21 protein-coding genes are annotated in these 24,193 nt (G+C 63.4%); 9 read left to right on the top strand and 12 right to left on the bottom strand.

The window, feature by feature from the left end; translation table 11 throughout:
• Window positions 1-117: 117 nt before the first annotated feature.
• From frc to HCN50_RS05655, 3 genes are all read right to left on the bottom strand, one after another.
• Window positions 118-1,395, bottom strand: a complete 1,278-nt coding sequence (gene frc / locus HCN50_RS05645) for a formyl-CoA transferase (RefSeq protein WP_171708648.1) — start codon at window positions 1,393-1,395, stop codon at window positions 118-120.
• Between the two features lie 58 nt (window positions 1,396-1,453).
• Window positions 1,454-3,184: an oxalyl-CoA decarboxylase gene (gene oxc / locus HCN50_RS05650; RefSeq protein ID WP_171708649.1), complete on the bottom strand. Its 1,731-nt coding sequence runs from the start codon at window positions 3,182-3,184 to the stop codon at window positions 1,454-1,456.
• Between the two features lie 73 nt (window positions 3,185-3,257).
• Window positions 3,258-3,953, bottom strand: coding sequence for a GntR family transcriptional regulator (locus HCN50_RS05655; RefSeq protein WP_171709182.1), 696 nt, complete (start codon window positions 3,951-3,953; stop codon window positions 3,258-3,260).
• A gap of 216 nt (window positions 3,954-4,169) precedes the next feature.
• On the opposite strand from HCN50_RS05655, the gene HCN50_RS05660 reads away from it, so the two are divergent.
• From HCN50_RS05660 to HCN50_RS05690, 7 genes are all read left to right on the top strand, one after another.
• A complete protein-coding gene (locus tag HCN50_RS05660) occupies window positions 4,170-6,335 on the top strand; it encodes an acetate--CoA ligase family protein (protein ID WP_171708650.1) in 2,166 nt (721 codons plus the stop codon).
• A gap of 196 nt (window positions 6,336-6,531) precedes the next feature.
• Window positions 6,532-7,380, top strand: a complete 849-nt coding sequence (locus HCN50_RS05665; RefSeq protein ID WP_171708651.1) for an IclR family transcriptional regulator — start codon at window positions 6,532-6,534, stop codon at window positions 7,378-7,380.
• A 139-nt stretch (window positions 7,381-7,519) separates the two neighbouring features.
• Window positions 7,520-8,581, top strand: coding sequence for a ketopantoate reductase family protein (locus HCN50_RS05670; RefSeq protein ID WP_171708652.1), 1,062 nt, complete (start codon window positions 7,520-7,522; stop codon window positions 8,579-8,581).
• A 284-nt stretch (window positions 8,582-8,865) separates the two neighbouring features.
• Window positions 8,866-10,665, top strand: a complete 1,800-nt coding sequence (gcl, locus tag HCN50_RS05675) for a glyoxylate carboligase (RefSeq protein ID WP_171708653.1) — start codon at window positions 8,866-8,868, stop codon at window positions 10,663-10,665.
• A gap of 15 nt (window positions 10,666-10,680) precedes the next feature.
• Complete coding sequence (gene hyi / locus HCN50_RS05680) at window positions 10,681-11,466, top strand: hydroxypyruvate isomerase (protein WP_171708654.1); 786 nt, start codon at window positions 10,681-10,683, stop codon at window positions 11,464-11,466.
• Between the two features lie 27 nt (window positions 11,467-11,493).
• Window positions 11,494-12,381 (top strand): 2-hydroxy-3-oxopropionate reductase, encoded by an 888-nt coding sequence (locus HCN50_RS05685; RefSeq protein WP_171708655.1) that lies wholly within the window; start codon window positions 11,494-11,496, stop codon window positions 12,379-12,381.
• A gap of 129 nt (window positions 12,382-12,510) precedes the next feature.
• Window positions 12,511-12,894 carry a DUF1236 domain-containing protein gene (locus HCN50_RS05690; RefSeq protein WP_171708656.1) on the top strand — a complete coding sequence of 128 codons (384 nt, stop codon included), beginning with the start codon at window positions 12,511-12,513 and terminating at the stop codon, window positions 12,892-12,894.
• Between the two features lie 67 nt (window positions 12,895-12,961).
• Here the strand turns inward: HCN50_RS05690 and HCN50_RS05695 are convergent, their stop codons facing one another.
• From HCN50_RS05695 to HCN50_RS05705, 3 genes are all read right to left on the bottom strand, one after another.
• The gene (locus HCN50_RS05695; protein ID WP_171708657.1) at window positions 12,962-13,306 is read right to left on the bottom strand and encodes a VanZ family protein; all 345 of its coding nucleotides are present in this window, start codon (window positions 13,304-13,306) and stop codon (window positions 12,962-12,964) included.
• A gap of 190 nt (window positions 13,307-13,496) precedes the next feature.
• A complete protein-coding gene (locus HCN50_RS05700) occupies window positions 13,497-14,105 on the bottom strand; it encodes a thiamine pyrophosphate-dependent enzyme (protein ID WP_171708658.1) in 609 nt (202 codons plus the stop codon).
• An 8-nt stretch (window positions 14,106-14,113) separates the two neighbouring features.
• Window positions 14,114-14,683, bottom strand: coding sequence for a thiamine pyrophosphate-binding protein (locus HCN50_RS05705; RefSeq protein ID WP_171708659.1), 570 nt, complete (start codon window positions 14,681-14,683; stop codon window positions 14,114-14,116).
• A gap of 321 nt (window positions 14,684-15,004) precedes the next feature.
• Between HCN50_RS05705 and HCN50_RS05710 the strand changes: the two genes are divergently transcribed.
• Entirely contained in the window at window positions 15,005-16,054 is a 1,050-nt protein-coding gene (locus HCN50_RS05710; RefSeq protein ID WP_171708660.1) for a hydroxyacid dehydrogenase, read from the top strand.
• A 25-nt stretch (window positions 16,055-16,079) separates the two neighbouring features.
• Window positions 16,080-16,982, top strand: coding sequence for an alpha/beta fold hydrolase (locus HCN50_RS05715; protein WP_171708661.1), 903 nt, complete (start codon window positions 16,080-16,082; stop codon window positions 16,980-16,982).
• A 334-nt stretch (window positions 16,983-17,316) separates the two neighbouring features.
• On the opposite strand, the gene HCN50_RS05720 is transcribed toward HCN50_RS05715, so the two are convergent.
• The 6 genes from HCN50_RS05720 to HCN50_RS05745 form a co-directional block, all read right to left on the bottom strand.
• Window positions 17,317-18,252, bottom strand: coding sequence for a 2-hydroxyacid dehydrogenase (locus HCN50_RS05720; RefSeq protein WP_171708662.1), 936 nt, complete (start codon window positions 18,250-18,252; stop codon window positions 17,317-17,319).
• A 15-nt stretch (window positions 18,253-18,267) separates the two neighbouring features.
• Complete coding sequence (locus HCN50_RS05725) at window positions 18,268-19,875, bottom strand: ABC transporter ATP-binding protein (RefSeq protein ID WP_171708663.1); 1,608 nt, start codon at window positions 19,873-19,875, stop codon at window positions 18,268-18,270.
• Window positions 19,876-19,877: 2 nt separating this feature from the next.
• Window positions 19,878-20,717 (bottom strand): ABC transporter permease, encoded by an 840-nt coding sequence (locus HCN50_RS05730; RefSeq protein ID WP_171708664.1) that lies wholly within the window; start codon window positions 20,715-20,717, stop codon window positions 19,878-19,880.
• Complete coding sequence (locus HCN50_RS05735) at window positions 20,714-21,685, bottom strand: ABC transporter permease (RefSeq protein ID WP_171708665.1); 972 nt, start codon at window positions 21,683-21,685, stop codon at window positions 20,714-20,716. The genes HCN50_RS05730 and HCN50_RS05735 overlap by 4 nt, the downstream gene beginning before the upstream one ends.
• A gap of 72 nt (window positions 21,686-21,757) precedes the next feature.
• Complete coding sequence (locus HCN50_RS05740; RefSeq protein WP_171708666.1) at window positions 21,758-23,311, bottom strand: ABC transporter substrate-binding protein; 1,554 nt, start codon at window positions 23,309-23,311, stop codon at window positions 21,758-21,760.
• A 54-nt stretch (window positions 23,312-23,365) separates the two neighbouring features.
• Window positions 23,366-24,154: a class II aldolase/adducin family protein gene (locus HCN50_RS05745; protein WP_171708667.1), complete on the bottom strand. Its 789-nt coding sequence runs from the start codon at window positions 24,152-24,154 to the stop codon at window positions 23,366-23,368.
• Between the last annotated feature and the right edge of the window lie 39 nt (window positions 24,155-24,193).

Below are 24,193 nucleotides of genomic sequence, written 5' to 3' on the forward strand. Positions count from 1 at the left end.
CCGCGAGCGGGAGAGGCGCAGCGGGTGGCCGCCCTGCCGACTGAACATGACTTCCACCCGCCCAAGCAAAAAGGCCGCCGGAAACCGGCGGCCTTTGCATTCTGGATACACGAAAACCTATTCCGCCGCCTGCTTGCGCGGCGGGTCGAGCGCGCCGGAATCGTGGATTTCGGCGACCTGGTGGTCGGAGAAGCCGAGCACCTGGCGCAGGATCTCGTCGGTATGCTCGCCGAGGAGGGGCGAGCGGGTCACCTCGCTCGGTGAGTCCGACAGCTTGATCGGATTGCCGACCGACAGATACTTGCCGCGGGTCGGGTGATCGACCTCGACCACGGTGCCGGTGGCGCGCAGCGACTGGTCTTCCGCCAATTCCTTCATCGACAGGATCGGGCCGCAGGGGATGTCGTCCTTGTTGAGGATCTCCATCGCCTCGAATTTTGTCTTGGTCATCGTCCATTGCTCGATGCGGGCGAAGATCTCGTTTAGCCGCGGCAGCCGGGCCGCCGGCTTGGCGTAATCCGGATGGGTCTTCCAGCCGGGCTCGCCGATCACGTCGCAGATCTTCTCCCAGACCGGCGCCTGAGTGATGAAATAGATATAGGCGTTCGGGTCGGTCTCCCAGCCCTTGCACTTCAGGATGCGGCCGGGCTGGCCGCCGCCGGAATCGTTGCCGGCGCGCGGCACGGCATCGCCGAACGGAATGCCTTCGCCGTACTGGCTGTATTCCTTGAGCGGACCATGGGCGAGGCGCTGCTGGTCGCGCAACTTGACGCGGGCAAGATTCAACACGCCGTCCTGCATCGCGGCGGTGACTTTCTGGCCCTTGCCGGTATGGGTGCGCTGATAAAGCGCAGTGACGATGCCGAGCGCCAGATGCAGGCCGGTGCCGCTGTCGCCGATCTGCGCGCCGGTGACGAGCGGCAGCCCGTCGCGAAAGCCGGTGGTCGAGGCCGCGCCGCCGGTGCACTGCGCGACATTCTCATAGACCTTGCAGTCTTCGTAGGGGCCGGGGCCAAAGCCCTTGATCGAGGCCACGATCATTTTCGGGTTGATGGCGTGGATCTTCTCCCAGGGAAAGCCCATGCGGTCGAGTACGCCGGGGCCGAAGTTTTCCACCAGCACATCGCAACTCTTGATCAGCGCGGTGAGGACTTCCTTGCCCTTCGGGTTCTTGGTGTCGAGCGTGATCGAACGCTTGTTGTGGTTGAGCATGGTGAAATACAGGCTGTCCACATTGGGGATGTCCTGCAACTGACCGCGGGTGATGTCGCCGACGCCGGGGCGCTCGACCTTGATCACGTCGGCGCCGAACCACGCCAGCAATTGCGTGCAGGTCGGGCCCGACTGAACGTGGGTGAAATCGAGAATACGAACGCCCGTAAGCGCCTTTGTCATCGTCTTTGCTCCGTACTGTATCTGCGCTGCGTGTGCAGGATGAATGGGTTGAAGGCGGTTATTTCTTCTTCAAAACGCTTTGCGGGTTGAGGTTGCCGATGCGGCCGCTCTCCGAACCGGCGGCTGGATCGATCACGGCGTTGATCAGTGTCGGCTTGCCGGAATCCATCGCCTCGTTGACGGCGCGCTTCAATTCGTCGGGCGAGGTGGCGTTGACGCCGACGCCGCCGAAGGCTTCCATCATCTTGTCGTAGCGCGCGCCCTTGACGAACACGGTCGTGGCGGGATCGGAATTGGCGTTGTTGACGTCGGTGCCGCGATAGATGCCGTCATTGTTGAAGATGACGACACAGATCGGAAGGTTGTAGCGGCAGATCGTCTCGACCTCCATGCCGGAGAAGCCGAACGCGCTGTCGCCTTCCACCGCGAGCACGGGGTTGCCGGTCTCGAGCGCAGCCGCGATCGCCTGGCCCATGCCGATGCCCATCACGCCCCAGGTGCCGACGTCGAGGCGCTTGCGCGGCTTGTACATGTCGATGACGCCGCGGGCGAGGTCGAGCGTGTTGGCGCCTTCATTGACGAGGATGGCGTCGGGACGCTCCTTGATGACGTTCTTCAAGACGCCGAGCGCGCCGTGATAATCCATCGGCGACTTGTTGTTCATCAGCTTCGGCGCCATCTTGGCGACGTTGTCCTCGCGCTTCGACTGCACTGCCTTGGTCCAGTCGGCGGGTGGGGCGGTCCAGCCGGAACTCATGGCTTGAACAAAGGCGGAGACGCAGGAGCCGATATCGCCGACCACGGGGGCGACAATCTCGACGTTCGAATCCATTTCCTTCGGCTCGATGTCGACCTGGATGAATTTCTTCGGCGCTTCGCCCCAGGTCTTGCCCTTGCCGTGCGACAACAGCCAATTGAGCCGCGCGCCGATCAGCATCACGACGTCGGATTCTTTGAGCACCGTGGAGCGAGCCGCGCCGGCGCATTGCGGATGGGTGTCGGGCAAGAGGCCCTTAGCCATGCTCATCGGCAGGAAGGGCACGCCACTCTTCTCGACGAAGTTTTTGATTTCCTCGTCGGCCTGCGCATAGGCCGCGCCCTTGCCGAGGATGATAAGCGGGCGTTTCGCGCTCTTCAGCACGTCGAGCGCACGCTTGACCGCGGCGGGGGAGGGGATCTGCGCCGGAGCCGCATCGATCACCTTCACCAGCGACCGCTGGCCGGCGTCGGCATTCATTACCTGACCAAAAAGCTTGGCCGGCAGATCGAGATAGACGCCGCCCGGACGCCCCGAGACGGCGGCACGGATCGCGCGGGCAAGACCGATGCCGATGTCCTGGGCGTGCAGCACGCGATAGGCCGCCTTGCACAGCGGCTTGGCGATCGCGAGCTGATCCATTTCTTCGTAATCGCCCTGCTGGAGGTCGACGATCTCGCGCTCGGAGGAGCCGGAGATCAGGATCATCGGATAGCAGTTGGTGGTGGCGTGGGCGAGCGCGGTGAGACCGTTCAGGAAGCCGGGTGCCGAGACGGTGAGACACACGCCGGGCTTCTTGGTGAGAAAGCCGGCGATACCCGCGGCATAGCCGGCGTTCTGCTCGTGACGGAAGGAGATCACGCGAATACCGGCGGCCTGCGCCATGCGGCCCAAATCCGTGATCGGGATGCCCGGCACATTATAGATGGTGTTGATGCCGTTGAGCTTGAGCGCATCGATGACGAGATGAAAGCCATCGGTCAGCTCTTGCTCGGTGCCCGGTGCTTCGGACTTGGTCGCGGTATTCAGCATGGGCTTCATCTCCCTGATCCCTGATCGTTAGTTTCGGACGATTTTTGGTCGTCTTCTGGTGCGAAGGTGGTCTTTAAGTAAAAAGTTCCTGCCCGTGCGCCTCGACGTAGGCGGCAAGGCCCAGCGTGTGGTCGCGCGCGCGCTTCTCGGCAAGTTCCGTGTCGCGCGCCTCCAGCGCTTCGATGATGGCGAGATGCTCGGGCAGCGAGGTCGCAGTGCGGTCCTTCCGCCCGATGGTCAGTTGCCGGTAGCCGCGCACATGCAGCAGCAGGTCGTTGGTCAAATCGACCAGCACCGGCGATTCCGAAAGCGAGATCAGCGCCTGATGGAACGCAATGTTGGCCTTGGAGTATTCCTCGACATGATCCTGCGGCAGCCGGTCCTTGCCAAAATCCTTGAAGAAGTCGCGCAGCGCCGTGATGTCCTTCTTGCGCGCCGTCGTCGTGATCAGGCGCGCGGCCATGCTCTCGAGCGCAGCCCAGGCGCGGATCATGTCGACGATCTCGGCCTTGGTGCGGCGGACCACGACGATGCCGCGACGCGGCACGGTTTTGACGAAGCCATCCTGTTCAAGCATCGCGATGGCTTCGCGAATAGGGGTGCGGCTGACGCCGAGGCGCTCGGACAATGCGCGCTCGTCGAGCATCACCGGCTCGGGCGTCGCGTAGATGTCCATCTTGAGAATAGCTTCCTTCAAGGCCTCGTAGGCCTTGTTCTTGAAGCTCGTCTCCGGCGCGATCCGGACGATTGCGATATCTGCCTCAGCCATAACTGGCGGCGCCTTGGTTTCTCTAGGTGCGGGCACGACTCGTCTCCTCCCTGTTGGAGACGTCTTCTTAGCAGAAGAAATACCCGAAGTTTTTGGCATACCAAATACCAGAATGTCAAGATGCCCGTGTTTTCGCTGATTCTGCGCGATAGTTTGTCTTGACAATCTAATCTCTGGCATACCAAATGCCATAAAACTAGCCCCAGGAGGAAGCCAATGTCAAATTCTGCAGATGCGGCCCGCAAGATCGCCGAGCCCAACGCCCAACAGGCTGTCCGCCGGGTGCTCGATACGGTGAAAGCTGAGAAGCGCACCAGCCTCACGGCACCGGAAGGCAAAGTGGTGTGCGATGCCTATGGCATCCCGGTTCCGAAGGAGGGGCTGGCGAAATCGGCCGCTGACGCATCCAAGATCGCATCCAGCATGGGCTTCCCGGTGGTGATGAAGATCGTCTCGCCGGACATTCTCCACAAGACCGAAGCCGGCGGCGTCGTGGTCGGCGTCAAGACGGCGGCTGAGGCCGAGAAGGCCTATGAGACCATTCTCGCCAACGCGAAGAAGTACAAGGCTGACGCCAAGATCGAGGGTATCCAGGTCCAGCAGATGCTGGCCGGCGGCACCGAGGTGATTGTCGGCTCCATCACCGACGGCTCGTTCGGCAAGCTGGTGGCGTTTGGCCTGGGCGGCGTGCTGGTCGAAGTACTGAAGGACATCACCTTCCGCCTCGCGCCTGCCACCAAGGAAGATGCCCTGTCGATGCTCGACGGCATCCAGGCCCACGACATGCTAAAGGGCGTGCGCGGCGGCGATCCGGTCAGCCGCGAAGCGCTGGCGGACGTCATCGTCAAAGTGTCGCAGCTCGTCAGCGACTTCCCCGAAATAATCGAACTCGACCTCAACCCGGTGTTCGCGACCAAGAAGGACGCGATCGCTGCCGACGTGCGCATCGTCGTCGATTTCGATTACAAGCCCCGTCCGGCGCCGCGCCCGACCGAGGAAATCGTGGCGGCCATGAACCGCATCATGCAGCCGAAAGCGGTCGCCGTGATCGGCGCCTCCGCCGAGGACGGCAAGATCGGCAATTCCGTGATGAAGAACCTGATCAACGGCGGCTACAAGGGCGAGATCTATCCGATCCACCCGAAGGCGGCCGATATTCTCGGCTACAAGGCCTACAAGAGCGTCAAGGACGTGCCCGGCGTGATCGACACCGCGGTGTTTGCGATCCCCGCAAAGTTCGTCGCCGGCGCGCTGGCCGAATGTGGCGAGAAGAAAATCCCGGGTGCCGTGCTGATTCCGTCGGGCTTTGCCGAAGCTGGCGCGCCTGAATTGCAGGCCGAGATCGTCGAGGTCGGCAAGAAGTACAACATCCGCCTGATGGGCCCGAACATCTACGGCTTCTACTATACCTGGTCCAACCTCTGCGCCACGTTCTGCACCGCCTACGACGTCAAGGGCCATGCGGCCTTGTCGTCGCAGTCCGGCGGCATCGGCATGGCGATCATCGGTTTCTCGCGCTCGGCGAAAATGGGGGTGTCGGCGATCGTCGGCCTCGGCAACAAGTCCGACATCGACGAGGACGATCTGCTGGCGTTCTTCGAGCAGGACCCCAACACCAACCTGATCGCCCAGCACTGCGAAGACCTAAAAGACGGCCGTGCCTTTGCGGAAGCCGCCAAGCGCGTCTCCAAGAAGAAGCCGGTGGTGGTGCTGAAGGCGGGCCGCACGTCGGCTGGTGCGAAGGCGGCTTCGTCGCACACCGGCGCGCTCGCCGGCAACGACAAGATCTATGAGGACGTGTTCAAGCAGTCGGGCGTGATCCGCGCCCGGTCCTTGCGGCAATTGCTCGAATTCGCGCGCGGGGTGCCGGTGCTGCCGACGCCGAAGGGCGAGAACGTGCTGATCATCACCGGGGCCGGCGGCTCGGGCGTGCTGCTGTCGGATTCCTGTGTGGATAACGGCCTGTCGCTCATGTCGATGCCGCCGGATCTCGACGCCGCGTTCCGTAAGTTCATCCCGCCGTTCGGCGCGGCTGGAAATCCTGTGGATATCACCGGCGGCGAGCCGCCGATCACCTACATCAACACGGTCAAGCTCGGCCTGTCGGACGAGCGCATCCATTCGCTGATCCTCGGCTACTGGCACACGATCGTCACCCCGCCGATGGTGTTCGCCCGCAACATGGTCGAGGTGAAGAAGGAGATGGAGGCCAAGGGCTTCGTGAAGCCGATCGTCGCTTCGCTCGCCGGCGACGTCGAGGTCGAGGAAGCCGCCGAATATCTCTATCAGAACGGCATTCCGGCCTATGCCTATTCGACCGAATTGCCGGTCGAGGTGCTGGGCGCCAAGTACAAATGGGCGCGCGGCGCGGGCCTGCTCTGAGATCGCTTGCGAACCTCTCCCCGCGTGCGGGGAGAGGTCGGATCGCATCGCAGATGCGATCCGGGTGAGGGGGGGTCTCCGCGTACTCACCTCTTTCGAATTTGCCGAGGCAGCCCCTCACCCCGACCCTCTCCCCGTGAAGAACGGGGAGGGGAGCGCGCCAGCGCTTTTGTCTAACGGACGGATGCAGGTCGCGATGAGAAAAGACGTGATCCGGCGCAAGGCGACCGAACCCCGATCCACCGCGGAGCAGGACACCGAGGCGCGCGACGGCGGCGTCCAGTCGGTCGATCGCGCGCTGTCGATCATCGAGACACTGGCGGAAGACGACGAAGGCTATCGCCTCAGCGATCTCGCCATCCGCACCGGGCTTTCGACGTCGACCGTGCATCGCCTGCTCGGGACGCTGGAAAGCCGCCGCTTCGTGCAGTTCGACCGCACCGAATCGAAATGGCATGTCGGCGCGCGCGCCTTCACGGTGGGCGCAACTTTCGCCCGCCGCCGCAATTTCACGGCGCAGGCGATGCCATACTTGCGCAAGCTGCGCGACCTGACGCGGGAAACCGCCAATCTCGCCGTCGTCGATGACGAGTTCATCATCGTGCTGACCCGGATGGAAAGCCGCGAGATCATGCGTTCGCTGACCAAGGTCGGCGGCCGCGTCGCGATGGTCGCCTCCGGCGTCGGCAAGGCGGTGCTCGCGACCTATTCGAACGAGGACGTCAGCGCCATCATCCAGCATCACGGCATGCCGCGGCTGACGGAAAAGTCGATCATACGACCGAGCGATTTGTTCAAGGAACTCGAAAAAATCCGCCGCCAGGGTTTTGCTGTTGACGACGAGGAGGCCTGCATGGGCCTGCGCTGCATCGCCGCCGTCATCTATAACGACTGCGCCGAGCCGCTGGCTGCCATTTCAGTCTCGGGCATGACGGGCCGACTGACGGATGAGCGCCTGCCGATGTTGGGGCGGACGGTGCGGGAGGTGGCGGCTGAGCTGACGGTAGCACTGGGCGGCGTGATGCCGGAGGCAAAGGCCGGCTGAGCGTTGACCGCGAGTGGCGCAGCCACAAGCAATCCATGGCCGCATGGCACGACTCCGCTTTTGATACAGAGCCGCCACTTGGCCGAAATATCCGGTCCGCTAGACTGTCCTCCAACGGAAACAAGATCCGGGAGGAAGCATGGCGCGCAGAATCGCGATCGTCGGAGCGGGCGCCGTTGGCGGCTATGTCGGTGCGCATATGGCGCAGGCGGGGGAGGACGTCACCTTCATCGATCCCTGGCCCGAGCATGTCGAGCTAATGCGAAAGCATGGGGTGCGCGTCACCCACGCGATGGATGTCGCGGAATTCTCGGTGCCGGTGCGCGCGCTGCATGTCACCGATGCGCAGCAGCTCGCCAAGGAGAAGCCGGTCGACGTCGCCTTCATTTGCATGAAGTCCTACGACACGGCCTGGGCCACCATGCTGATCCAGCAATATCTGGCGGGCGACGGCTATGTCGTGTCGCTGCAGAACTGCATGAACGAGGAGACGATTGCCGGCATTGTCGGCTGGGGCAAGACGCTGGGCTGCATCGCCAGCAGCATCACGGTGAATCTGCCGGAGCCCGGCCGTATCCACCGCGGCGCGGGCAAGGGCGGGGCGGCACACACCGTGTTTCGCGCCGGCGAGGTGCACGGCCGTATCACGCCGCGGATCGAAGAGGTCCGCCGGCTGGTCGGCTATTCGGACAGCGCCAAGGTGACGGAGAACCTGTGGGGCGAGCGCTGGTCGAAACTGGTCGCCAACGTCATGGGCAATGGGCTCTCTGCCTGTACCGGGTTGCCGGGCGGAGAGGTGTTGCAGAGCGAGCCGCTGCGCCGGTTCTCCACCCGGCTCGGCAGCGAGGCGATCCGCATCGGACAGGCGCACGGCTATCAACTGGAAGAGATATTGCACCTGCCGCCGGAGACGATCGCGCGGGCCGGCGAGGGCGATGAGACGGCGATGCGCGCCTGCGACGAGCAGCGTTTCAAGGACAGCAAACGCACCTCTTCGCAGCAACGTCCCTCGATGGGGCAGGACATGCAGAAGGGTAGGCGCACGGAGATCGAATTCCTCAACGGTCTTGTGGTGCGCGAAGGCGAGAAGCTCGGACTGCCGTGTGCGGCAAATGCCGCGCTGACCGATATCGTCAAGCGCGTGGAGCGCGGAGAGCTCAGCCCCGATCCGCGACACATCACGGAGCTGCGGCTGAATTGAAGACGGCTATGTGGCAAGTTCGACGCGACGACCTATCCACCGTCATGCGAGGAGCAAGCGACGAAGCAATCCATGTTTCGCGTGCGCGGAGAGATGGATTGCTTCGCCTCGCTCGCAATGACGATTTTTGGTTTCCATTGAATAGCCGGACCAACCGACTGATTTATCTCGGCTTTCTCTGGCGGCTCCCACGCTGCGGGAAATAAAATCGCCCGCGTTGAGATCGCCTCTCGCCGTCAGCCAAGATCGCCGCCAGAGCCAACCCAGTTTGAGCGAGGCGCGATATGGCGAAGATGCGAGCGGTCGATGCGGCGGTGCGGATTCTGGAAAGGGAAGGGGTCAGCGTCGCCTTCGGCGTTCCGGGTGCTGCGATCAATCCGCTCTACTCCGCGCTGAAGAAGCGCGGCTCGATCGGCCACATCCTGGCGCGTCATGTCGAGGGCGCTTCACATATGGCCGAGGGCTATACCCGCGCCAGGGCCGGCAATATCGGCGTTTGTATCGGCACGTCGGGGCCGGCCGGCACCGACATGATCACCGGACTGTACTCCGCGATCGCGGATTCGATTCCGATCCTCTGCATCACCGGGCAGGCGCCGCGCGCGCGACTCTACAAGGAAGATTTTCAGGCGATCGATATCGAATCGATTGCCAAGCCGGTGACGAAATGGGCGGTCACCGTGCGTGAGCCGGCGCTGGTGCCGCGGGTGTTCAGCCAGGCGTTCCATATCATGCGTTCCGGGCGCCCGGGCCCGGTTCTGATCGATTTGCCGCTTGACGTGCAGCTTGCCGAGATCGAGTTCGACGACGAGACCTACGAGCCGCTTCCGGTCTACAAGCCCGCGGCGACGCGCAAGCAGATCGAGAAGGCGCTTGGGATGCTCAACGCCGCGGAGCGGCCGCTGATCGTGGCGGGCGGCGGCGTCATCAACGCCGACGCGTCCGACCTGCTGGTGGCGTTCGCCGAGACGGTCAACGTTCCCGTGGTTCCGACCTTGATGGGGTGGGGCGCCATCCCCGACGATCACGTGCTGATGGCAGGCATGGTGGGCTTGCAGACCAGCCACCGCTACGGCAACGCGACCATGCTGCAATCCGACTTCGTGCTCGGGATCGGCAATCGCTGGGCCAACCGGCACACCGGCTCGGTCGAGACCTACACCAAGGGCCGCAAGTTCGTGCATGTCGACATCGAGCCGACGCAGATCGGGCGGGTTTTCAATCCGGATTTCGGCATTGTCTCCGACGCCAAGGCGGCACTGGAATTGTTCGTCACGGTCGCCAAGGAGTGGCGCAAGGCCGGCAAACTGAAGGAGAGGCAGGCGTGGCCGGCGGCGTGCCAGGACCGCAAGCGCACGATGCTACGCAAGAGCCATTTCGACGACATGCCGATCAAGCCGCAGCGCGTCTATGAAGAGATGAACAGGGCGTTCGGACGCGACACCTGTTACGTCAGCGTGATCGGCCTGTCGCAGATCGCTGGCGCGCAGTTTTTGGGCGTCTACGGCCCCCGCAACTGGATCAATGCGGGGCAGGCCGGTCCGCTCGGCTGGACGCTGCCGGCGGCACTTGGCGTCCGCGCGGCCGATCCGAACCGCGAGATCGTTGCGCTGTCGGGCGACTATGATTTCCAGTTTCTGATCGAAGAGCTCGCGGTCGGCGCCCAGTTCAAGCTGCCCTACATCCACGTCGTCGTGAACAACTCCTATCTCGGGCTGATCCGCCAGGCGCAGCGCGGCTTTGACATGGATTACCATGTCCAGCTTTCCTTCGAGAACATCAACGCGCCCGAGATCGGGGTCTATGGCGTCGACCATGTCGCTGTCGCCGAGGGGCTTGGCTGCAAGGCTATCCGCGTCACCGATCCGAACCACGCGCAGGCGGCGTTCGCCACCGCGCGCGAATGGATGGAAGAGTTCAAGGTGCCGGTTGTGGTCGAGTTCATTCTCGAGCGGGTCACCAACATCTCGATGGGCACTGAGATCGACAACGTCATCGAATTCGAGGAGGTGCTCGATCTGCCGCTGGACGACACGCCGGCCAAGTCGAGCGCGCCGCAATCCGGCAAGCTGTTGCCGGCATAAGGGGAGAATCTGATCGTGCCGAAATTTGCCGCCAATCTCACCATGCTGTTCGGCGAGCAGCCGTTCCTCGACCGCTTCGCCGCTGCCAAGGCCGCCGGTTTCAACGGGGTCGAATATCTGTTCCCGTATGATTTCGACAAGACCGAGCTGCGCGAGCAATTGCACCAGCACGGCCTGACCCAGGTGCTGCACAATCTGCCCGCGGGCAATTGGGCCGCCGGCGAGCGCGGCATCGCCATCCTGCCCGACCGCGTCGACGAATTTCGTGACGGCGTCGGCCGCGCCATCGATTACGCAAAAGCGCTCGATTGCCGTCAGCTCAACTGCCTGGTCGGCATCGCGCCCGAAGGCGCCGATGCGACCGATCTCAACGAGACATTGATCGGCAATCTGCGCTTCGCAGCCGGTGCGCTCGCGAAGGAGCAGATCAGGCTCCTGATCGAACCGATCAACACGATCGATATTCCCGGCTTCTTCATGAACAAGACTGCGCAGGCGCTTCAAATCATTTCGGAGGTGCGCTCGAGCAATCTGTTCGTGCAGTATGACATCTACCACATGCAGGTGATGGAAGGTGATCTTGCGCGCACCCTGCAAAAGCATCTGCCGCGCATCGCCCATGTGCAGCTCGCCGACAATCCCGGCCGCAATGAGCCGGGGACGGGCGAGATCAACTATCCCTTCCTGTTCCGCCATCTCGACGCTATTGGTTATCGCGGCTGGATCGGCTGCGAATACAAGCCGAGGACGACGACGCTCGAGGGCCTCGGTTGGCACGCCGCGCTGACGGCCGATACCTGAAACAAGAAACAAATTAGGGGAGTTGAAATGATCGATATCGGCTTTATCGGCCTCGGCACCATGGGGCGTCCGATGGCGGGTCATCTTCAGGCTGCCGGCCACCGCCTGTTCCTGCATGACGTCGGGCCGATCGCACCGGAGCTGGTCGCGGCCGGCGGCGTGGTCTGCAAATCGGGCAAGGAGGTCGCCGAGCAGTCCGACGTCGTGATCATCATGGTGCCGGATACGCCGCATGTGGAGGCGGTGCTGTTCGGCCCGGGCGGTGTCGCCGAGGGGCTATCCAAGGGGCAGATCGTCGTCGACATGAGTTCGATCTCGCCGCTCGCCACCAAGGAGTTTGCCAAGAAGGTCGAGGCGCTCGGCGCCGACTATCTCGACGCGCCGGTTTCCGGCGGCGAGGTGGGCGCCAAGGCGGCGAGCCTGACCATCATGGTCGGCGGACCGGAACGCGCGTTCAACGCCGTGAAGCCAGTGTTCGACAAGATGGGCAAGAACGTTACCCTGGTCGGCGGCAATGGCGACGGCCAGACCACCAAGGTCGCCAACCAGATCATCGTGGCGCTGACTATCGAGGCGGTCGGCGAGGCACTGTTGTTTGCATCGAAAGCCGGTGCGGATCCGGCACTGGTGCGCAAGGCGCTGATGGGCGGCTTTGCATCGTCGCGAATTCTCGAGGTGCATGGCGAGCGCATGGTGAAGCGCAATTTCGAACCGGGCTTTCGCATCGAGCTGCACCAGAAGGATCTCAATTTGGCGCTGGAGGGCGCGCGTGCGCTCGGCATTTCGCTACCCAGCACGGCGGTCGCCCAGCAATTGTTCTCTTCCTGCGCTGCCCATGGCGGCAAGGCGTGGGATCACTCAGGCATGGTGCGCGCGCTCGAAATGATGGCAAGCCACGACATCGCTAAAGCCTGATCTCTGGTTACTCCCTGACTGGAACCCCGCGTCGAAGCTTCGACGCGGGCTTTTTCTGCTGGCAATGGAACCGGAACTTTCCTGCGCGCCCGGTGGTTGAGATGCATCATCGATTTACTGGAGGATGCAATGAATAATCGTTTGGCCATTTCTGTGCTTGCCGCCTCGCTGCTGATGTCGGGCGCAGCCTTTGCTCAATCGACCACCGCGCAGGGTGCGGCGGAAGGCGCCGCGCGGGGCGGTGAAGCCGCAGGTCCGGTCGGCGCGATCGTCGGCGGCACCGTGGGCGCCGCGGTCGGGGCGGCCGTTGAAATTCCGAACGCCGTGATAAATTCGGTCCCGCGCGACCACTCTGTCGTAGTTCGTGAACGGGTGGTGGTGGGAGAGCCGCTGCCGCCGAGCGTTGAACTGCGTGCGGTGCCGCAATACACCGAATACCGCTATGCGGTCGTCAATGATCGCCGCGTGATCGTGGAGCCGCGCACGCGCAGGGTCGTCAGGATCCTCGACTAACGGGTGCGGTTTACCGAACAATCCTCGCGGGTCATGGGCCCGCGGGGATTTTTCCTGTCACGATGGGCTATGGCGTCGATCGTCTGATCTTCCAGTCGAGCGCTGCAGCAAGCGCAAGACCAAGGGATGCCGCCAGCGCGTCGACCACAAAGTCTTCCAACCGTGCGTGCCGGCCGGGCGCCCAGAATTGCAGAATTTCGATCAGGCCGGTGAAGGCAATGACGAAGGTCGCCGTGCGTGACCGGTTGCGCGTGTAGGCTAGCCCGAAGGCGATCCCGAGCAGCACGAAGGCAAGCGCGTGCTCGCCGTTCTGTCCCAGGTTTAGGTGAGGCCGCTGTCCCGCCGGCCCGAGCGTCGCGAAGGCAATGGCGGCGGCAAGGCCCAAGGCGATAAGTCGAAGGATGATCGTCATCGGCACTGCATAGCACAAATTCTGCGCTGGCCATCCCATGCAGGCGGAACTGCGGGCGTCTGTGGTTAATTGGCCAGCCGCGTCATTCCGGGGCGCCCGCAGGGCGAACTCAAGGGCGCCTCTGCGCCCTGAGAATCTCGAGATTCAGGGTTCGATGCTTCGCATCGCCCCGAAATGACGGTTGCGGGCTTCAGAGCAGCTCCCGTACGCCCATACCGTGCATGAAGCGCTCCCGGATCTGCACGGGATCGCGACGGGTGGTTCCGACGCCCGGCTTGTCGTCGATGCGGACGCCGATCAGCGTCGGGCCAGCGGCCGACAGGGACTCCTCGATCAGGCGCTCGAAATCCTCTTCGTCGGCGGCCCAACTGCTGTTGGTGAGCCCGCTTGCAACCGCAATGGCGACGATGTCGGCGACGGCGGCGGCTGGCGTCGGCTGCGCGCCGGTGATCTGGTAGATGCCGTTGTCCATCACCACCATGGTGAGGTTTTTCGGGGCCAGCGTCGCGATCGTCGTCAGTGAACCCAGTTGCATCAGCAGCGAGCCGTCGCCCTCCAGCGCGAACACGGGCCGGTCCGGTTGCGCCAGCGCAACGCCGAGTGCGATCGGGAAGGCGAGGCCCATGCTGCCGAGCATGTAGAAATTCTGCGGCCGGTGGCCGGCGGCCCAGAGGTCGAAATTGGTATTGCCGATGCCGCCGATCACGGCTTCCTCGTTCTTCAGCTTCGCGATCAGCCGCGAGGTGAGATCGAAGCGGTTCATGACTTTGGTGTTGCGGGCGGGGCTATCGCTGTTCATGGCAACGCTCACTTGTCAAACACCTTGCCGCCGGTCAGCAGCGGCGAAAGGATCAGGGCCACCGGCGCCTGCGTGGTGACGGCCTGCTTGATGGAGCGGTCGACGATGAACTCGAACTCGTCGAGCCGTGTCGCGGTGTGGTGCTCCATCGCCAGCGAATCCAGCACAGGACGCATGGTGCGGCATACCAGCGACTGGCCATAGTTGAACTCGCCGAGCGTGCCGCGCTCGGAGACGAACATGATCAGCGGGATCTGGTAGGGGATCGCCAGCGACGCCAGCACATTCGCCAGCGTGGCAAACCCTGATGTCTGCATCAGCACCGCACCGCGCATGCCGCCCATCCAGGCGCCGGCGACGATGCCGACCGCTTCCTCCTCTCGGGCGGCGGGGAATGTCGTGAAAAACGGGTCGGCGTGCAGGCTCTTGATCAGCGGCGTCAGCACGCGGTCAGGCACGTAGGGGATCAGTCGGACATCGTTACGTTTGAGAGTCTGCAGCACGATGCCGTGCCAGCTCCTTTCGGAAGTGCTTTTCTCGGAAGTACCTGGCGAGGTTAGTTCCTCTGCAACCGCCATTTTGGTCTCCCTTTGCCGCGCCATTTTTTGCCGGCGTTCATCCTTGGAGCGGCGAAACTTGACGCCGTGAGCGGGATTGTCAACATGTTCCGATCGTATCCGGCTCTGCGCTTCGCGCCGCTACTGCTGGCATACGACGATGTGAGATAAGCAAGAAAAGATTTTGGGGAGAGGCCATGGCTGGATATATCCGGACTGCTGCAGACGCCGTGGCGTCGGTTGCCGCATCGACGCCGCCCATCCTTCCGCCGAAACCTATTCCCTGATCGGCTCCCGCCGAACCAGCTTTTCGCCCCGCCGGAACTGAAAGTTGCCAAGGAAATGACCGTCAACAACAAGCGCGTATTCTACGTCAAATATCTCGCTCACGAGATCTATGTCGATATTCTAAAGGCACGCGCCGATGTGCGGCTCGACCGGCTGGAGAATGACAGTCCCGATACGATCGCCGCGCCGATCTTGGCGGCGGCGCATGCCTATCAGGTCGGCGCGGCGCGCGACGAGATCGCCAGGCATTTCCATGTCGATCAGGATCTGTTGCGGCGGGCCCCCAATCTCCTGATCGTCTCCTCGAACGGTGCGGGCTTCGATCCCGTCGACGTCGATGCCTGCACGGCGGCCGGCGTGCTCGTCGTCAACCAATCCGGCGGCAACGCCAATTCGGTCGCCGAGCATGCGCTCGGGATGATGCTGACACTATCCAAGCGCATTCTCGAATCCGATCGCGCGTTGCGCCGCCAGGCCAACGTCAATCGCAACGCGCTGATCGGCAACGAGGTGCAGGGAAAGACCGTCGGCATCGTCGGGATCGGCAATGTCGGCCGCCGCATCGCCGAGCTCTGCAACGGCCTGTTGCGCATGAAGGTGATTGCCTACGATCCCTATCTGACCGCGGAAGAAATCGCCGCCCGCGGCGGCGAAAAGGTCGAGCTTCACGATCTGATGCGCCGCTCGGATTTCGTTTCAATTTCTTGCCCCTTGACCAAGGACAATCGGCGGATGATCGGCGCGCGCGAATTCGCACTGATGCAGCCGCATGCCTTCTTCATCACCACTGCGCGCGGTTTCATTCACGACGAGGAGGCGCTGTATCAAGCGTTGCGCGACAAGCGGATCGCGGGGGCCGGCCTCGACGTCTGGGACAGGGAGCCGCCGCCGCCGGAACATCCGCTGCTGCAGTTCGACAATGTGCTGGCGAGCCCGCACACGGCCGGTGTGACCAAGGAAGCGCGCATCAACATGGGAAGAATCGCCGCCGAGCAGCTTCTCGATGCGCTCGACGGCAAGCGGCCGCCGCGTATCGTCAATCCCGACGTGTGGCCCGATTACGTCAAGCGCTTCGAACGCGTGTTCGGGTTTGCACCGAAATAGGCGGTTCGCGAGAGACGCTTCCACGATGACCGAGCCGGCAGATCGCTTTTACGAGTCACAGGGGCTGCGGCTGCACTATGTTGACTGGGGCAATGTATCAGCGCCGCCTATGATCCTGGTCCATGGCGGGCTCGACCATTGCCGCAACTGGGACGCGATCGCGCGAGAGCTGCAGCCGCATTTTCACATCATGGCGCCGGACCTGCGCGGCCACGGCGATTCCGAGTGGGCGAAGGGAAGCAGCTATAGTCTGGCCGACAATGTCTATGACCTGACCCGGTTGATGCGCTTTGCGGCGCTTAAGGATGCGGCGATCGTCGGCCACTCGATGGGCGGCATGGTCGCGTTGGCCTATGCCGGCACCTATCCGGAAAGGGTATCGCGCCTCGTCGTGCTGGATGGCGCGTTTCTCGCGGGCTCGCAAGCTGCGCCGATCGCCGAGCAGATGTCGCGCTGGATCGATCAGCTCGACCGTATCGACGAGCATCAGGAGAGCACGTTTCGGACAATCGAGGAGGCGGCGAAGCGGCTGTCCACACGCAACAAGCGGCTGACGGCGGCGCAGGCGCTGCATCTTGCCAGCCACGGCGTTCGGAAAGGCGCCGACGGCCTGTATCGCTGGAAGTTCGACCATTATCAGCGGGCGAGGGCGCCATATCGACTTTCGCCGGACGATTATGCCGCGCTGTGGTCGCGCATCACCTGTCCAACCCTGTTGATGTGGGGCGACGAAAGCTTTCTGCCCGATCCCGAAGCCGCCGGCCTGCTCGCACACTTCAAGGGCGCCGAACTGCAGAAGATCGCGGGCGCCGGGCATTGGCTTCATCATGACCGGCTCGACGTGGTTCTGGCAGTGCTCCGACGGTTCCTCGATGCGCGGGCTGCGAGCTCAAGCACGGTGTCCCACAGCGGCATCACCGGGCTTTAAGGGACGGAATCCGCGGAGAAAATTTTATCCGCCCGCGGCCTGTTCGCGGCAATAAACCCACTGCCAGAGGGCGCGTGGACAAAGCACGCATTGCTATTTTCCCTGACATCTCGACTAGTTAGGGCCTTAAGGCCATTTTCCCTGTGCGCCTTGCCCCCCCGGCGCACATGGAAGACCAAGAGATGCGACAGGTTCGTACATTGCTGAGCAGCGCTTCCTCCCGGATCGGCCGCCGGCTTTCCCAAATCGTCGCCATCGCGGCCGCCAGCCTGCCGGCTGCCGGCGCTTAGGCGCGCGGCTCCTTGCTGCTCCGACAGCACGTCTAACTTCTCACTCAGTAGCCGCGTGCGCGGTCGATGGAGTGCGGTGGGCGCCGGCCGGCGCGTATCGCTTCCGCGGTCGCACGAAACGTCGCGCCAATCGCATCCACGCTCACCTCGCAGGCATCGTGTGGGGTGACGACAATGCGGGAATGCCGCCAGAACGGGTGGCGAGGCGCCAATGGTTCGTTTGCGAACACATCGAGCGCGGCACCGGCAAGCTGGCCGCTCTCCAGCGCGGCGAGCAGGTCAGCTTCAACGAGATGCTCGCCACGGCCGACCTGGATCAGGTAGCCCCCGCGACACATGCGGGCGAATGTCGCGCGATTGAGGATACCCCTGGTTTCCGGCGTCAGCGGCAGCAGGTTCACGAGGACCTCTGTCTGTCCGAGCATGGCGTCGAGGCCTGGCGCGCCATTGAAGCCACGGATGCCCTGCGGCGCAGCCTTCGGCGTCCGGCTCCACGCCATGGCCGGGAAACCAAGCAGAGCGAGGTCAGTTGCTACCCGGCGGCCGATTTCGCCAAAGCCCAAGATGCCGACCGCCACATCCTGTGCCCGGCGCTGACCGAGACGCTGCCAGTGTTCCTCGCGCTGCTGCGCCTGATAGGTCGCAAAGCGCCGCTGGTGTCCGATGACGTGCCAGGCGACAAAGCCCGACATCATCTGCGCCTGTGCCGGATCGACGACACGGATCACATCGACATCGGGACGCAGGCTGGGACACGCCAGAATATTGTCGACGCCCGCGCCGATCGAGCAGACCGCCTGCAGGTTGGGATAGCGTTCGAACGCGTCGTCCGGCGGATGCCAGGCCACCGCCAGCCGGATGTCCGTTGCCGGGCCGTCAAGGGGATGGCTGACGATCTCGATCCGGTCGGCATCGCGGAGGAATTGCGGGCCGAGATAGCCACGAAGATCGAGGCTTTTGCTAACCAGCACGCAGCGCATCGTCGATGATCCCGTTCATGCCGCCTTGGACGATGCCGTCTGGCCGGGCACGGCGGAAAGCAGCTCGCGCGTATAGGCGTGCTCGGGCGCCGCGAATAACAGGGACGCGGATTTAAGCTCGACGATCGCGCCGTGCTGCATCACGGCGATGCGGTCGCAAATCTGTGCGGCGACGCGCAGATCGTGCGTAATGAACAGCATCGACAGGCCTAGGCGGGCCTTCAAATCCTCCAGGAGTTCCAGAACCTGCGCCTGCACGGAAACATCAAGCGCTGAGACCGCTTCGTCGGCGACCAGGATTTCGGGGTCGAGCGCCAGCGCCCGCGCAATTCCGATGCGCTGCCGTTGCCCGCCGGAGAATTCATGCGGGAAGCGTTCCATCGCGCTCGTATTGAGGCCGACCAGGCTGAGCAGTTCACCGGCGCGCTTCCGGGCCGCCGCCGGATCGACGCCATGCGCAATCGGCCCGTCGATGATGATGTTGCCGACCTTGCGGCGCGGGTTGAGGGAAGCGAACGGATCCTGAAATACCATCTGGATGCGGCGGCGCTGCTCGCGCAACGCCTTGCCGCCGATCCGGGTGAGATCGACGTCGCCGATGCGGATGGTGCCGGCGTCGGGCTCGATCAGCCGCATCACAAGCCGCGCCACCGAGGACTTTCCCGAGCCGGATTCGCCGACCAGGCCGAGCGTCTCGCCGCGGAAGATGTTGAAGCTGACATCCTTGGCCGCCTGCACGCGGCGTTCGCTGCGAAACCAGCCGCCGCCGCTGACATAGGTCTTGCCGAGGCCGATCACTTCCACCGCCTTGCTGCGATCGGGCAGCGGCGCCCGCTGCGGCGGCTGCAAGGTGGGAACGGCCGCCAGCAAGGCGCGGGTGTAGGGATGTTGCGCGCGGCGCAGCACGTCGTCGGCGGTGCCTTGCTCGACGACCTTGCCGTGCTGAAGCACGACCACACGATCGGCAATCTCGGCGACGACGCCGAAATCATGGGTGATGAACATGACGGCCATCTTGCGGCGGCGCTGCAGGTCGCGGATCAGCTTCAGGATCTGCGCCTGCGTCGTGACATCGAGCGCGGTGGTCGGCTCGTCGGCTACCAGCACGGCCGGCTCGAGCGCCAGCGCCATCGCGATCATGGCGCGCTGGCGCTGGCCGCCGGACAGTTGATGGGGATAGGCGCGCACCGCGCGCTCGGGGTCGGGCAGGCCAACCTCGCGGATCAAAGCGAGGGCCTTTTGCTGCCGCTCCTTCGGCGTCAACCGATCGTGCGCTTCGAACATCTCGGCGATCTGCTCGCCGATCCGCATCAACGGATTGAGCGCCGTCATCGGCTCCTGGAACACCATCGCAATGCCGCGGCCACGGAGCGCCAGCCATTCCGCGGGGCCGAGCGCGAGCAAGTTCTTTCCTTCGAACAGGATCTCTCCGGATTCGGCCATCACCGTATCCGGAAGCAGGCCCATCAGCGCGTGCGCGCACATCGACTTGCCGGATCCAGATTCGCCGACCATGCAGAGGATTTTTCCGGCTGTAAGTTCGAACGACACGTCGTCCACGGCGTAAGCACGATCACCACCGGGCGGCAGCGCCAGCTTCAGGTTCTTGACGACGACGGTCATGCTCAGCGCCCTCCCTTGGCGAGGCGAGGGTTGAGCGCGTCGTTGAGGCCTTCGCCGATCAGGTTCAGCGCCAGCACCGAGACCAGAATGGCGATGCCGGGGAATACGGTGATCCACCAGGCCTGACGGATCACGGTGCGGCCGGCGCCGACCATATAACCCCACGACATCAGGTTGGGATCGCCGAGCCCGAGGAAGGAGAGCGAGGATTCCAGCAGGATCGCGGTCGCGACCATCAGCGAGGCCAGGACAATGACCGGCGACAGCGCGTTCGGCAGGATTTCGCGCCAGATGATCCACCAGTTGGTTTGGCCCGTCACCACCGCTGCCTGGACGTATTCGCGCGTCCGCAACGACAGCACTTCGCCGCGCACCAGCCGGGCGACCGGCGGCCAACTCACGATGGCTATCGCCGCCACAATGGAAACGATCGAAGGCTGCATGATCGCGACGAGCACGATGGCTAGCGCAAAGCTCGGCACGGTCTGGAAGAACTCGGTGAATCGCATCAGGGCATCGTCGATCTTGCCGCCGAAATATCCAGCGATCGCGCCGAGCGGGATGCCGACCGCTAGCGAAGCCAGCGTCGAGATCAGCCCGACCAGCAGCGAGATACGCGCGCCATAGATGATTCCCGCCATGACGTCGCGGCCGAGCGCGTCGGTGCCGAGCGGAAAGCCGGCAAGCGTGAACGGCGGCAGGAATGGCCGCTGCACCATGCGCCACGGCGAGGCCGGAAACAGCAGGGGACCGAATAAAGCCACAGCGACGGCAATGATGAGGATCGTGACGCCGATCAGGCCGCCGGGGTTGCGCAGCAGCACGCGCGAAGCCTGTTTCATGACGCGAACTCGATGCGGGGGTCGACGGAACGATAGACGAGGTCCGTGATCAGGTTGAAGGCCAATACCATCGCCGAGCAGACGACGAAGACGCCGAGCAGGAGATTGTAGTCGCGCTGCAGCAGCGCCTCATACATCAGGCGGCCGATGCCGGGCCAGGCGAACACGGTTTCGGTCAGCACGGCGCCGCCGACCAGCGTGCCGGCCTGCAGGCCCGCCAACGTGACCACCGGCAACAGCGCGTTGCGCAGCACGTGGCGGCGCTGGATCACGGCATCCGAGAGACCCTTGGCGCGCGCGGTCTTGACGAAGTCGAGCCGGTTAACCTCCAGCATCGACGCGCGCGTCATCCGAGCGTAGGTCGCCATGAAAAATAGCCCGATCGTCGTCGCGGGCAGAATCAGATGGGCGGCGACGTCGAGCACATGCGCCAGCCCCGTGTAGCCTGCGCCGACCGTCTCGTAGCCGAAGCTCGGCAGCCAATCCATCGTGACCGAAAACAACAGGATCGCCATCAGCGCGACCCAGAACAGCGGTGTGGCATAGAAGATAAGCGCCGCCACCGTAATCGCGGTGTCGGCCCAAGTGCCGGCAAAGCGCGCCGCCAATGCGCCGAACAGGATGCCGAAGGCGAGCGAGATCGCAAATGCGGTGCCCGTCAGCAACAGCGTTGCCGGCAGGCGATCGAGGATCAGCTTTGCGACCGGCATCTGCTGGCGAAACGAGAATCCGAGGTCGAGGCTGACGATGCCCTTGACGTACAGGAACAGTTGCACCGGCAGCGGCTGGTTGAGGCCGAACTTTTCGCGGAGCTGGGCGATGAAGAGCTGGTCGCCGGCGCCGGCTTCGCCCGCCATCACCACCGCGGGATCGCCCGGCGCCATCCGGATCAGGAAGAAGTTCATGACGACGAGGGCGAGAAGGACGATGATGGCCTTCGCGATCCGCTGGGCGATGAAGGAGATCATGGGCTGTCGCTTGCGTTGGAGGCGCGCTATGCGGACGTCAGAGCTGAAGCCTGACGCCCGACGATTGGGCGATTACTTCTCGATCCAGGCGTCGCGGAAACCGTCGTTGACGCCGATGCCGGTCGTGATCAGGTTCTTGACGCTGCAGCGGGTGATGGTCGGGAACTGCAGCTCCAGCATCCACGCTACCGGCACGTCCTCGACCAAGATCTTCTGCGCCTTGGCATAGATTTCTTCACGCGCTGAATCGGGGAAGGCGACCGCGCCGTCGGCGAACAGCTTATCGATTTCGGGATTCGAATAGCCTTCGACATTGTTGAACGGCGAGCCCTTGGCGATCTGGGTGGAGACATAGTTGCGGCCGACGCCGAGGGCGGGATCGCCGTATTGGTAGAGATAGGTGAAGGCGATGTCGTAGTCCCACTCGCTGACCTTCTGGTTCCAGCCGGGCACGTCGGTCGCGATCATCTCGACGTTGATGCCGACGTCCTGCAGGTTCTGGCGAACCATCTCGGCCCAGCGCTGCCACGTCTCGCCATAGGGCAGCGGCAGCATGCGCACCTTCTCGCCGGCATAGCCGGCTTCCTTGAGCAGGGCCTTCGCCTTGGCCGGATCGTAATCGTATTTCGGCACGGCACTGGTGTAGTACTTGATCGCCGAGCCTGATGGACCCGTGGCGACCTTGCCGAGCCCGTTCCAGACCACGTCCTTGGCCATGTTGCGATCGATCGCAAACATCAGCGCCTGGCGGAATTTCTTGTTCGCGGTGGGACCCGATCGGTTGTTGAGCCAAAGCCAGGAATGCGGGCTGAAGAATTCCCAGCCCGCACCGGTGACGCAGGTGTTTTTCAGCTTGCTCAAGCGCGGCACGTCGAAATTTTCCACCGAGCCGCCCGGCAGCACGTCGACCTTGCCGGTCTCGTAGGCGACGGAACGCGCAGCGGCGTCCGGGATCACGTGCCAATAGATATCGTCGATATTCGGCTTGCCCTTGACGTGATAGCTCGGATTCTTGACGAGACGGATGAACGAGCCCTTCTGCCATTCCCTGAACATGAAGGGACCGGTGCCGATGGGCGTATTGTTGGCGGGGTTGGTCTTGAAATCGGTGCCTTCATAGATGTGCTTCGGGATCATCGGCAACGAGCCGACCTCGAAGATGCCGATGAAGGGGCCGAACGGCTGCTTCAGCGTGAAGACGACGGTCGATTCGTCCGGTGCCTCGACCTTGTCGAGCTGCGCGAGATTGCCGCGTGCGCGCGCGTGCGTCTGTTTCAGGAACTCGATCGAGAACAGGACGTCGGCCGAGGTGAATGGCTTACCGTCATGCCAGGTGACGCCCTTCACGAGCTTGAAGGTGTAGACCTTGCCGTCCTCGCTGACCGACCAGCTTTCGGCGAGGCCGGGCAGCGGATCGAGCTTGGGGCTGTAACGCAAAAGCCCTTCATAGATGTTGCCGGCCACCATCTGCGTCGGGCCGTTCTGCACCAGCCCCATCATCAGGCTCGGCGGCTCGGGCTGGATTACGGCATTGACGACGCCGCCTGCCTTCGGTCCCTCGGCCACTGCCGCGGTGCTCAGCAGGAAGGTCGTGGCGAGGCTGATCAAGATCTTACGCTTGGACATTGCATACCTCGTTTAAGAAAAAGCTTCCGCACTCTCACCATCGAAGGCGCGTCTTCAGTTCGCAAAGTCGGGATCGGTTCGCTCGAGCATCCGCTTGAAGGCGGCCCATTCGCTGTCGGGCACGCCATTGAGTTCGATCGCGTCGTAGAAGGTCGCGTATTGGCCGGCGGTCTTGCGGGCCACCGCGTCGGAGAGCTCGACGATCTCGGCGCCAGATGACTGGATGGCGAGTTGCGCGCGGCAGGAGCGTTCCAGATTGTGCATCAGCTTGAACGCTTCGGCGACCGAGCGTCCGCAGGTCAGCATGCCGTGATTGCGCAAGACCATCACGAACTTGTCGCCGAGATCGGCGACCAGGCGCGACCGCTCATCGAGATCGAGCGCGATGCCCTCATAGTCGTGGTAGGCGAGGCAGCCGGTGAACTGCAGCGACCATTGATTGAGCGGCAGCAGCCCCTGCTTCTGGCAGGCGATGGCGATGCCCGCGACCGTGTGCGTGTGCAGGACGCAGATCGCATCATGCCGCGCGGCATGGATCGCGCTGTGAATAGTAAAACCGGCCGGATTGATGCCGAGCCCCAGCGGATCGTTGATGACGTTGCCATCGAGGTCGACCGTCACGAGGTTTGACGCCGTCACTTCCTCGAAACGCAGGCCGTAGGGGTTGATGAGGAAGCGGTCCTGCCGGCCTGGAAGGCGAACGGAGATGTGGGTGTAGATGCTGTCGTCGAGACCGAGCCGATGAATCAGCCGATAGGCGGCCGCAAGGTCGATCCGGAATTGGAGGGTCGTGTCGTCCGCCGCCGGCCAGGCCTTCGCGGCGGTGTGGGCTGCGCTTGTCATTTCCACCTTCTGAATTTCGACCTTTTCAGCTTGCGTGCG

Source organism: Bradyrhizobium archetypum, assembly GCF_013114835.1.
GTDB classification, from domain to species: domain Bacteria; phylum Pseudomonadota; class Alphaproteobacteria; order Rhizobiales; family Xanthobacteraceae; genus Bradyrhizobium; species Bradyrhizobium archetypum.

What these genes read in the sequence shown, in the direction of transcription:
- frc (WP_171708648.1), bottom strand. Translation starts at nt 1,395, where the DNA reads ATGACAAAGGCGCTTACGGGCGTTCGTATTCTCGATTTCACCCACGTT.
- oxc (WP_171708649.1), bottom strand. Translation starts at nt 3,184, where the DNA reads ATGCTGAATACCGCGACCAAGTCCGAAGCACCGGGCACCGAGCAAGAG.
- HCN50_RS05655 (WP_171709182.1), bottom strand. Translation starts at nt 3,953, where the DNA reads ATGGCTGAGGCAGATATCGCAATCGTCCGGATCGCGCCGGAGACGAGC.
- HCN50_RS05660 (WP_171708650.1), top strand. Translation starts at nt 4,170, where the DNA reads ATGTCAAATTCTGCAGATGCGGCCCGCAAGATCGCCGAGCCCAACGCC.
- HCN50_RS05665 (WP_171708651.1), top strand. Translation starts at nt 6,532, where the DNA reads ATGAGAAAAGACGTGATCCGGCGCAAGGCGACCGAACCCCGATCCACC.
- HCN50_RS05670 (WP_171708652.1), top strand. Translation starts at nt 7,520, where the DNA reads ATGGCGCGCAGAATCGCGATCGTCGGAGCGGGCGCCGTTGGCGGCTAT.
- gcl (WP_171708653.1), top strand. Translation starts at nt 8,866, where the DNA reads ATGGCGAAGATGCGAGCGGTCGATGCGGCGGTGCGGATTCTGGAAAGG.
- HCN50_RS05685 (WP_171708655.1), top strand. Translation starts at nt 11,494, where the DNA reads ATGATCGATATCGGCTTTATCGGCCTCGGCACCATGGGGCGTCCGATG.
- HCN50_RS05690 (WP_171708656.1), top strand. Translation starts at nt 12,511, where the DNA reads ATGAATAATCGTTTGGCCATTTCTGTGCTTGCCGCCTCGCTGCTGATG.
- HCN50_RS05695 (WP_171708657.1), bottom strand. Translation starts at nt 13,306, where the DNA reads ATGACGATCATCCTTCGACTTATCGCCTTGGGCCTTGCCGCCGCCATT.
- HCN50_RS05700 (WP_171708658.1), bottom strand. Translation starts at nt 14,105, where the DNA reads ATGAACAGCGATAGCCCCGCCCGCAACACCAAAGTCATGAACCGCTTC.
- HCN50_RS05705 (WP_171708659.1), bottom strand. Translation starts at nt 14,683, where the DNA reads ATGGCGGTTGCAGAGGAACTAACCTCGCCAGGTACTTCCGAGAAAAGC.
- HCN50_RS05710 (WP_171708660.1), top strand. Translation starts at nt 15,005, where the DNA reads ATGACCGTCAACAACAAGCGCGTATTCTACGTCAAATATCTCGCTCAC.
- HCN50_RS05715 (WP_171708661.1), top strand. Translation starts at nt 16,080, where the DNA reads ATGACCGAGCCGGCAGATCGCTTTTACGAGTCACAGGGGCTGCGGCTG.
- HCN50_RS05720 (WP_171708662.1), bottom strand. Translation starts at nt 18,252, where the DNA reads ATGCGCTGCGTGCTGGTTAGCAAAAGCCTCGATCTTCGTGGCTATCTC.
- HCN50_RS05725 (WP_171708663.1), bottom strand. Translation starts at nt 19,875, where the DNA reads ATGACCGTCGTCGTCAAGAACCTGAAGCTGGCGCTGCCGCCCGGTGGT.
- HCN50_RS05730 (WP_171708664.1), bottom strand. Translation starts at nt 20,717, where the DNA reads ATGAAACAGGCTTCGCGCGTGCTGCTGCGCAACCCCGGCGGCCTGATC.
- HCN50_RS05735 (WP_171708665.1), bottom strand. Translation starts at nt 21,685, where the DNA reads ATGATCTCCTTCATCGCCCAGCGGATCGCGAAGGCCATCATCGTCCTT.
- HCN50_RS05740 (WP_171708666.1), bottom strand. Translation starts at nt 23,311, where the DNA reads ATGTCCAAGCGTAAGATCTTGATCAGCCTCGCCACGACCTTCCTGCTG.
- HCN50_RS05745 (WP_171708667.1), bottom strand. Translation starts at nt 24,154, where the DNA reads ATGACAAGCGCAGCCCACACCGCCGCGAAGGCCTGGCCGGCGGCGGAC.